Below are 8694 nucleotides of genomic sequence, written 5' to 3'. Positions count from 1 at the left end.
CTATAGGCTATTCGCTATGAATATTTTAAATAAATTTTCATCTCATAGATTTATTTAGTTATACATAAAAATGTATATATAATGGTTTTGTGCAATTGTTTTCTATAGAATTTTCGATATAGCGATTTTCTAATAACCATATAGCATACTTCGATATACCGCACTATATTAGCAATCTAAAGGATTAGATGTAAACTATACCGATTTTGTGTTCTAATGACTTTCAATACAAAAGACCCCTCATAGAGGGGCCTTATCTGTATAATTCTATAAGTCGATTGTATAGTAGGAAAAACATAGAATTTATAATGATAAATTCTAGTCTCCCCTAGCGCAAACCAATTATACCAAATTAGTATAGCTTAGAATACATTTACTAAATCGATTGTTTGGTTACGGTTAGGGCCAACGGATACGATACCCAAAGGTACACCTGTTACTTCTGCAATACGTTCTACATATTTACGAGCATTTTCAGGAAGGTCTTCGTATTTGCGGATACCAGAGATATCTGTTTCCCAACCTGGCAATGTTTCGTAAACAGCTTCGCATGCTTCAAGATCTTTCAAGTTAGCTGGGAAACCTTCTACATCTTTACCATTCAATTTATAACCTACGCAGATTTTCAATTCTTTGAAGGAATCAAGGATATCCAAACGTGTAATAGCGAGGTAATCTAAGCTGTTAAGACCTGCAGCGTATTTTACAACCATAAGGTCTAACCAACCACAACGACGAGGACGACCAGTTACAGTACCGAACTCATGACCAAGTTTGCGAAGGTTGTCGCCAGTTTCATCAAGAAGTTCTGTAGGGAATGGACCTGCACCAACACGTGTTGCATACGCTTTTACAACGCCGAAGATATTTTTCAAGTAGTTTGGACCAATACCAGCGCCTGTGGAAGCACCACCAGCGATTGGATGAGAGGATGTTACGAATGGATATGTACCATGGTCAAGGTCAAGCATAGTAGCTTGAGCGCCTTCGAACAATACCTTTTTGTCCTCTTTAACTGCTTTAAGAACAGCGATGTTAGTATCTGTTACATATGGTTTCAATGCTTCAGCATATTTGATGTAATCCGCTAAAATTTCATCATAGTTAACTGGTTCAGCATCATAAACTTTAGTAAGCATTTTATTTTTGAATTCTACATTGTATGCTAATTTTTGTTTGAATGTTTCAAGGTCATACAAGTCGCAGATACGGATGCCGATACGGTTAATTTTATCAGCATAGCAAGGACCGATACCGTTTTTAGTAGTACCGATTTTAGCATCACCTTTGGATGCTTCCTCTGCATTATCTAAAGCGATATGATATGGCATGATAACATGCGCACGGTCGGAAATATGAAGGGATTTTGCAGATTTACCTTGTTTTTCAAGGCCTTCAATTTCTTGTAACAAAACTTTAGGGTCGATTACAACACCAGTACCCACGATATTTTGTTTGTTATCGTACAAAATGCCGCTTGGTAAAAGGCGAAGAGCAAATGCTTTATCATCTACCACAACAGTATGACCTGCATTATTACCACCTTGACTGCGCACTACAACGTCTGCACGTTCCGCGATCCAGTCAACGATTTTACCTTTACCCTCGTCACCCCATTGAGTGCCGATAACCATACTTGTTGCCATATCTATATCCTCCATGTGAAAGTCTAAATAATTCACTAACATTATACAACAATGTTCGGACTCTGTGAAAGTATTTATACAAATTCAATCTTTAGTTTCTTCCCAAAGGCGTGAGCAATTTTCTGCAACGTTTTTAAAGATATTATTTTGGTTCTTTAAGCCAGAAGCTCATGAAAAGTCCCATCAAGCCTACAGGTATCAATGTCATCAAAGCAGTTTGTACGTCATAGATGTCGGCTATATGGCCCACATATGGCGCTACAAGTCCACCTAAGGTAATACCAAGGCCTAGTGTAATACCAGATGCAAAGCCCGCATTTTTAGCCAGGTATTTTTGACCTAGTACCGTAATTGGACCGTATTGTGAGAATACACCAAAGGCCATTGGGATCATGGCGCCGAAAAAGCCCCATATATTAGGCACAAAGATAAAGACTAAAACAGATGGCAAGAAGATAAGATTGCCTAAGCGAACTGTTTTAAGGAAGCCTAATTTATCTGACAACGCCCCGCCCATATAGGTAAGAACAGCGCCCATTGCAAAGTACATCGTTAAAGCTAAACTCGATGCACTGGCTTCTCCGTTAATAACAGTAATGTATAAAATAGGGATAAAGATGGATAATACAGAGAATAGTATAGATCGAGAAGCAATGACAAAGAATAATTTGCCAAAGCTAACCCAATCGTTAGTGCCACTATTAGTAGATTTAGCAGAGCTTTTACTTTCACCAATAGCATCGGTATCTGTAGAGCCTGTAAAGGCATACACATACAGCAACACGCCAATCAATGCAATTGCCGTGAACAACCAAAGGAATTGACCGCAAAAGACGTACACACCACCAGCAAGGAGTGGGCCCAGTGCAAAACCAGCGCTGCCCCCAACCGCAAATCGTCCCATGGCATTACCAAGTTCATTGGATTGCGTGCGGTTCACGAGAAGAGCCGCCTCAGGATGGAATAGTGCCGCCCCAATCCCTGCAATGAGCGATAGAGCTAATATCATTTCATAGCTCGTTGCCAGTGCAATGGCGCTGATAGAGACTAATGTTACGGTAAAGCCTACAGGAATGAACCACGGCACGCGCCACCGATCCGCCACATAGCCCAAGATAGGCTGCGCCACGGAAGCCACTACGGTGTTACAGAAAATAATGGATGCCGATTGATAGTAATTAAGGCCAAAATTAGCGATAAAGAACGGTATGAGCGCCGCTAGTGAACCTTGTCCAAAGTCATTAATACAGTGAAAAATAGGCGGTCCGTACTTTCGTATGATACGTTTCATATAACCTCCTAATACAATAGCTAATTTCCCCTAAGATACAGAGATGCTTACTAGGAAACCAGCTCATAATTGTGCTCATAATTGTCCACAAAACAGTATAAATAACAGATTACTTTCAAAATAAAAAGGATAGATATAGCCAACACCTAATGCACGTGCCATAGGCTGATTGGTCTATACCTACCCTAGTCTTTCGTATGTTATATGGGAAGTACCCTACAATTATAGGCCAAAGCGAGCCATGATTGTATCAACATGTTTTAACAATTTATGAGGATCGAAGCATGCATCGATTTCTTCAGCAGTCATGTATTTCTTGATGTTTTCATCAGATTTAAGACCTGTAGCGAAATCTTTGCCTTCAAGCCAGCGTTCCATAGCGTATTTTTGAACCCAACGATATGCTTCATCACGTACTGCACCTTTATCTACAAGGTGAGTCAAAATTGTTTGGCTGAATACAAGGCCGCCTGTAAGGTTGAGGTTTTTAAGCATTGTTTCAGGATATACCAACAATTTATCGATAGTGCGGATTGTAAGGTGAAGCATGTAGTTCAATGCAATGGTTGCATCTGGCAAGATAACGCGTTCTACAGAGCTATGGGAAATGTCGCGTTCATGCCACAAAGCTTGGTCTTCGTAAGCAGATTGAGCATAGCCACGAAGCAAGCGAGCCATACCACAAATTCTTTCACATGTAATAGGATTGCGTTTATGAGGCATCGCGGAGGAACCCTTTTGTTTAGGGCTGAAGTATTCTTCTGCTTCGCGCACTTCAGTACGTTGCAAGTGACGGATTTCCAAAGCGATTTTATCCAATGTGCCGCCTACAACAGCAATAGTGGACAACAATTCAGCATGACGGTCACGTTGTACTACTTGTGTAGCGATTTTAACAGGTTCAAGACCTAATTTTTCGCATACGTATTGCTCTACGAATGGATCGATGTTGGAGTATGTACCAACAGCACCGGACAATTTACCTACAGCAACGCTTTTACGAGCATGTTCCATGCGTTCGATATCGCGTTCTACTTCAGCCATCCACAATGCTAATTTCAAGCCAAATGTAGTTGGTTCGCCGTGAATACCATGTGTACGGCCGATCATAGGTGTGTATTTGAACTCAGCTGCGCGACGACGCAATACGTCGTGCAAGCGTTTCAAATCTTCAATCAAGATGTCGCATGCTTGTTTCATCATGTAACCAAGCGCTGTATCTTTAACGTCAGTAGATGTAAGGCCAAGGTGGATATATTTAGCCGCTTCAGGACCTACGTATTCGCCCACTGCTGTTACGAAGGAAATGATATCGTGGTTTGTTTCCTTTTCGATTTCATGAATGCGTTCAACGTCGAAATTGCCCTTTTCACGAATGGCTTTAGCCGCTTCTTTAGGGATAACGCCCAACTCAGCTTGTGCCTCGGATGCCAATGTTTCTACCAATAACATTGTGTCGAACTCGTTGCGTTCGCTCCAAATATGGCCCATTTCTTCTCGTGTATAACGTGGTATCATGATGTCTCCTTTGCATGATAAAAGCTAGATTTCTTATACAATAATTGTACCATATGTGAAAGCTCCATTCAATGAATGGACCTAAATTTTCCGAATGATAATTATATTAAATTTACTAATCGTTCGTATTTCCAGAGCCTATTTTTTTAACAGTCGGTTCCACATAAGATTTTTTTTCAACTCGTACACCTCTCTGCCTTCATCGATGCGATGAATTCGTTTAATCATTTTTGGATGGGTAATAAATAAACGGCTAAAAAATCCCGTACTTTCACGATCATATAATTCGCCATTCTCAAGCATGCCAATTTGGTCAGTCGCTAGGCCCAATGAAACGAGGCCATCCCGCAATTCTCGACCTAAACCAATTGATATAGCGTACGCATCAGCAGCATACTCACGGCGACGGCTATCAAAATAATAGGTTATCCACTTCGGTAACTGTAGTATGTATTCCACCGCTGTAATCATAATGACTATAGCTAATTGAATAATGCGAACTACAATATTAACAATCGGTATAATTGCCAGTATATTCAATGCAAAGTTAAGCAATATTACAAGATTTAAAATCAATTGCCCTAGTCGATCCATGGCATAGGTTATAGTTAAATAAATGGTATCGCGATGACGCAAATGACCCAACTCATGCGCCAAAACGCCTACCAATTGATCCTCACTTAATGCTCGTAAGGCACCTGTATGTATCGTAATATGATTGATTCCCGAAGCAAAGGCATTGATATCCTCATCATTACGCATACGCACAGTTAGTGAATCACGTTTTACCTCACTATAGGCACATAATTTTTCAAATATTGGTTCAAGATAGGCCGATTCTTCTACACTTGGTTTTCTTTCACTTTGCATTGCATGAGCAATCCAACTAAAAGGCGGCAAAAATAGTCCTATAGCCACTATAATAGGTAATGCAAAGGCTATAACGATATACACCTCTAACTTATCCGCTAATTGTAGTGGGTTCATAAGCCAATCCCAAGAAAAAGGATATACGTATTGAACTGCGGACTCTAAAATTGGGAAGAAGATAAATACAATGATAACGTTAACAATATAGGTAAGAATAACTTGAATCATACTCTCTCTCTTTATGCACTCATATTCTATGATAACTATACGTTACATCTCATATAGTTACACATTTATTTTCTAAATTATTACATTAGTAAGCCCCATATAACTATGGAGTTATACCTTATATAGTAATATAACAATAAATAAATTTACTAATACTGTATCATAGCTGTACATTGTGATATATAATAAACATACAGACTAAATCTACTATGAAAAATAGGGAGGCTTTCATGGCAAATTTAAATCGCAAAGAGCGACGTGCACAGCGCAATGAATCGAATACTGTAGGCATTCTATTACGCCTATTCTTTGGGCTTAGCTTTATCGGCTTGGCTGTAGTTCTATTTGGAGAGTTTGATCTCAACTATGTATTCTCCATCTTTACAGCAGACATCATTGTATCCTTAATTTATGTAATACTCAATAAATCTCGCATCACTACATCCTTAGCGGTTAATACCAATGTACGCGTTATCATCGCATTCCTTATCATGCTAGTGACAATGTTCTTCTACGCCTTCGCATTATGGCGCGTCAATCAATTTAGCGCACCTATGCAAGTTACATTATTTATCGGTGGCGCTATCGTATATCTTGCAGTGTTCAACTCTACCAAAACAATGCTTACAAACCAGGATTAATAGGATACAGTTTTTCCATATGAATTATATTCCTATAATAATCTGGTAACCATAAATAACAGGCTACAAATAACTAATACTGCAAAAGTAAAAGAGGCATATCTTACATACATAGTATGTGATATGCCTCTTTATTGTCCCATAACGACAGGGATTGTTAAGGTTTGTATACGTCCAGAGTGGTTGACGATGCTGCCACTGGTTTTAACAATGCGCAATGCTTCTTCCATTACATCGGGCGGTATTCCGTCCACCACGATGCGCGGTGTGTTCTGAGCAACGATGACATGTCCATCTTCTCCAAAGTTTACCTTCACCGTAACAGTACCTGTTACAGAAGATTTCGCGCCTTGTTCTTGAACACGGCGAAGATAGGCGCTTGGATTAATAGCTGGCTGACGCAATAGTTCTTGCTGTCCTGGTGTTAACAAGCTCCACGCAATATCTGATAAGAATGATAAATCAGCCGTTTCTGTTCGACCATCACCATCGGCATTAGGGTCAGATGTAACGTCCTTACCCATAGGCGCCTCTTTCGGTTTTGATTGTTTTTCATGAGTTATAACCGCTTGCTCTACGCCAGCCGCTTCAGTTTCAATGGCCTTAGGAATAGCCCATTCTCGTCGCTGCTCTTGTGTACTAGCATTTGTATCTAATGTTTTAGTTCGTTCATTTTCACCAGGTGTCACTTCCTCCATCACAGGTTGTGACTGAGGTTTAGGCTTTGCTTCTGTACGTTCTGGTACTGCCTCTGCGGGGGCAACCTTCTCCTCAGGTTGTGGAGTTGGTTCGGTTACCTCTGTACTGCTTTCACCATCATCAGGCAAATCAAAGCTAATTTCAGCCGCATCATGAGCTGCCCCAGTGCCCGCCATACCTCGCAAAGAAAACCCCATCCCAGATACGAGTATCGTCGTAATGCCTAAGGACACGATGAACGGTTTCAAATAATGCGATTCAAACATAGAATCACTTCCGTTCCGTTGCGACGCTAATATACTTGGCGCCATTTACCTTGAGCATATCTAACAGAGCGATAACCTCGCTGTAATATACATCCTTAGATGCGCGGATAACAAAGGCTTGTCGCGGTGCTTGTTTAACGATAGACCGCACCTCTTCCGCCAAGCGTTCCGAAGAGATTTCCTGATTATCGATATATAACGTATGCGTTGTAGTTAAGGTAATCGTAATAGGCTCGATAGATTTTGCCGTAGAAGTGGATGTAGATGGCAAATTTAGAGGAATTTGCTGCTCTGTATTCATGTACAGCGTACCCACCATGAAAAATACCAATAAAAAGAATACGATATCGATCATAGGGATAATCATGATTGTCGGTTCTTTTTTAACCCCTAATGTGCGTCGTCTCATATATCATGTTCCTCGTTGTACGCATCGAGGATATTACCACACTCATGCTCTAATGTAGTAATAGAATCGTTGACCTTTGCCGCACAGTAACTGTGAAAGCCTAGTGCAATGATGGCTACCGTCAAGCCTGTCGCCGTTGCCACCAAGGCCTCGGATACACCGCCAGTAATGATGGTAGGCGCACCAATATCGCCGCCTACGACAGCAAAGGCACGAATCATGCCAAGTACGGTCCCCAATAGGCCCAATAGTGGAGCCATAGTTACAATCATGCTAAGCCAGCTAAGGCCGCGTTTTAATCGCTCATCAGCATAGGATACGATATCTTGCAAACGATTTTCCAAGCTATTGTAGTTCTTAGCACTGCGAATAGCACGAGCAAATAAGGATCCTAACTCCAAGGTGTCTCGTTCCAATATGCTCGGCAACATAACCCAGCTTTGGTTCTTTTCTAATACCTTATTAAAGCGATGCAAGTCCTTTGTAAACTTGCGATATAAAACGATACGCTCAATGCCAATCATCAACGCAAAGAGCAAAAAAATTACTAGCGGATACATTACAAATCCACCAGCCACAAATAAATGCGCTATACTACTCATACTAACCTCCAAAAGCCTTCACCCTCTAGGCCCTAATAACCTTTATTATATCACGTTTTAAGGTATCTAAAAATAATTATGAGTTAAAAAAAGGCTATACTAATAGTGATACACATATTAGTATAGCCCTTTATTTTGATTTTATTCTGTTTTATTTTGGTCTTACTTGAGCTTTATTCTACATCTATTTTGGCTTTATTTTAGCTTTATTCCATCACGATTTGACATCGCATAACCATAGCATATATGGTTTATTGGTCTTTTTTGAGGAATTTTACAAGTATGCCACCGATTGTTAAGGACAAGCCAAAACCACTACAGAACATGCCAATGGAATACATCCAAGCATAGGTTTGATTATTAGAAGAAATCGCTTGTGCTGCCTCTCGTGCATTGGTAGCATTTCTTGCAATTTCTAAATTCGTTGTTGCTGGATCTGGATTTAATAATAGGATAACAACACCTATAATTAAAACTACAATACCAACTGGTAATAACATTTTTTTGCTCATTTAAATGACCTC

Annotated in this window: 9 protein-coding genes; 1 reads left to right on the top strand and 8 read right to left on the bottom strand. The window is 40.1% G+C overall.

What is annotated here, in order from left to right:
• Positions 1–362: 362 nt before the first annotated feature.
• The 4 genes from QZ334_RS00365 to QZ334_RS00350 form a co-directional block, all read right to left on the bottom strand.
• A complete protein-coding gene (locus tag QZ334_RS00365) occupies positions 363–1646 on the bottom strand; it encodes an adenylosuccinate synthase (protein ID WP_287499687.1) in 1284 nt (427 codons plus the stop codon).
• Positions 1647–1788: 142 nt separating this feature from the next.
• Complete coding sequence (locus QZ334_RS00360; RefSeq protein ID WP_295230926.1) at positions 1789–2937, bottom strand: MFS transporter; 1149 nt, start codon at positions 2935–2937, stop codon at positions 1789–1791.
• Positions 2938–3159: 222 nt separating this feature from the next.
• A complete protein-coding gene (gene purB, locus QZ334_RS00355) occupies positions 3160–4455 on the bottom strand; it encodes an adenylosuccinate lyase (RefSeq protein WP_227721256.1) in 1296 nt (431 codons plus the stop codon).
• Positions 4456–4593: 138 nt separating this feature from the next.
• On the bottom strand, positions 4594–5553 hold the full coding sequence (locus QZ334_RS00350) for a M48 family metalloprotease (RefSeq protein ID WP_295230922.1): 960 nt from the start codon (positions 5551–5553) through the stop codon (positions 4594–4596).
• A gap of 230 nt (positions 5554–5783) precedes the next feature.
• On the opposite strand from QZ334_RS00350, the gene QZ334_RS00345 reads away from it, so the two are divergent.
• Complete coding sequence (locus tag QZ334_RS00345) at positions 5784–6194, top strand: CAAX protease (protein ID WP_295230920.1); 411 nt, start codon at positions 5784–5786, stop codon at positions 6192–6194.
• Between the two features lie 131 nt (positions 6195–6325).
• Here QZ334_RS00345 and QZ334_RS00340 read toward each other — a convergent pair whose 3' ends face one another.
• The 4 genes from QZ334_RS00340 to QZ334_RS00325 all read right to left on the bottom strand — a co-directional run bounded on the left by QZ334_RS00340 (position 6326) and on the right by QZ334_RS00325 (position 8682).
• Positions 6326–7159, bottom strand: coding sequence for a hypothetical protein (locus QZ334_RS00340; RefSeq protein ID WP_295230918.1), 834 nt, complete (start codon positions 7157–7159; stop codon positions 6326–6328).
• A gap of 4 nt (positions 7160–7163) precedes the next feature.
• Positions 7164–7568, bottom strand: a complete 405-nt coding sequence (locus QZ334_RS00335; RefSeq protein ID WP_295230915.1) for an ExbD/TolR family protein — start codon at positions 7566–7568, stop codon at positions 7164–7166.
• Complete coding sequence (locus tag QZ334_RS00330; RefSeq protein ID WP_295230913.1) at positions 7565–8170, bottom strand: MotA/TolQ/ExbB proton channel family protein; 606 nt, start codon at positions 8168–8170, stop codon at positions 7565–7567. The genes QZ334_RS00335 and QZ334_RS00330 overlap by 4 nt, the downstream gene beginning before the upstream one ends.
• Before the next feature lie 251 nt (positions 8171–8421).
• On the bottom strand, positions 8422–8682 hold the full coding sequence (locus QZ334_RS00325; RefSeq protein WP_295230911.1) for a hypothetical protein: 261 nt from the start codon (positions 8680–8682) through the stop codon (positions 8422–8424).
• Positions 8683–8694 lie beyond the last annotated feature (12 nt).

Source organism: Veillonella sp. (genome assembly GCF_019414865.1).
Lineage (GTDB): Bacteria > Bacillota > Negativicutes > Veillonellales > Veillonellaceae > Veillonella.
The sequence above is the reverse complement of the archived record's forward strand: the minus strand, read 5'-3'. Positions and strand labels throughout refer to the sequence as shown.

Excerpts from the sequence above, each read along its gene's own strand:
- QZ334_RS00365 (WP_287499687.1), bottom strand. The coding sequence starts at position 1,646 with ATGGCAACAAGTATGGTTATCGGCACTCAATGGGGTGACGAGGGTAAA.
- QZ334_RS00360 (WP_295230926.1), bottom strand. The coding sequence starts at position 2,937 with ATGAAACGTATCATACGAAAGTACGGACCGCCTATTTTTCACTGTATT.
- purB (WP_227721256.1), bottom strand. The coding sequence starts at position 4,455 with ATGATACCACGTTATACACGAGAAGAAATGGGCCATATTTGGAGCGAA.
- QZ334_RS00350 (WP_295230922.1), bottom strand. The coding sequence starts at position 5,553 with ATGATTCAAGTTATTCTTACCTATATTGTTAACGTTATCATTGTATTT.
- QZ334_RS00345 (WP_295230920.1), top strand. The coding sequence starts at position 5,784 with ATGGCAAATTTAAATCGCAAAGAGCGACGTGCACAGCGCAATGAATCG.
- QZ334_RS00340 (WP_295230918.1), bottom strand. The coding sequence starts at position 7,159 with ATGTTTGAATCGCATTATTTGAAACCGTTCATCGTGTCCTTAGGCATT.
- QZ334_RS00335 (WP_295230915.1), bottom strand. The coding sequence starts at position 7,568 with ATGAGACGACGCACATTAGGGGTTAAAAAAGAACCGACAATCATGATT.
- QZ334_RS00330 (WP_295230913.1), bottom strand. The coding sequence starts at position 8,170 with ATGAGTAGTATAGCGCATTTATTTGTGGCTGGTGGATTTGTAATGTAT.
- QZ334_RS00325 (WP_295230911.1), bottom strand. The coding sequence starts at position 8,682 with ATGAGCAAAAAAATGTTATTACCAGTTGGTATTGTAGTTTTAATTATA.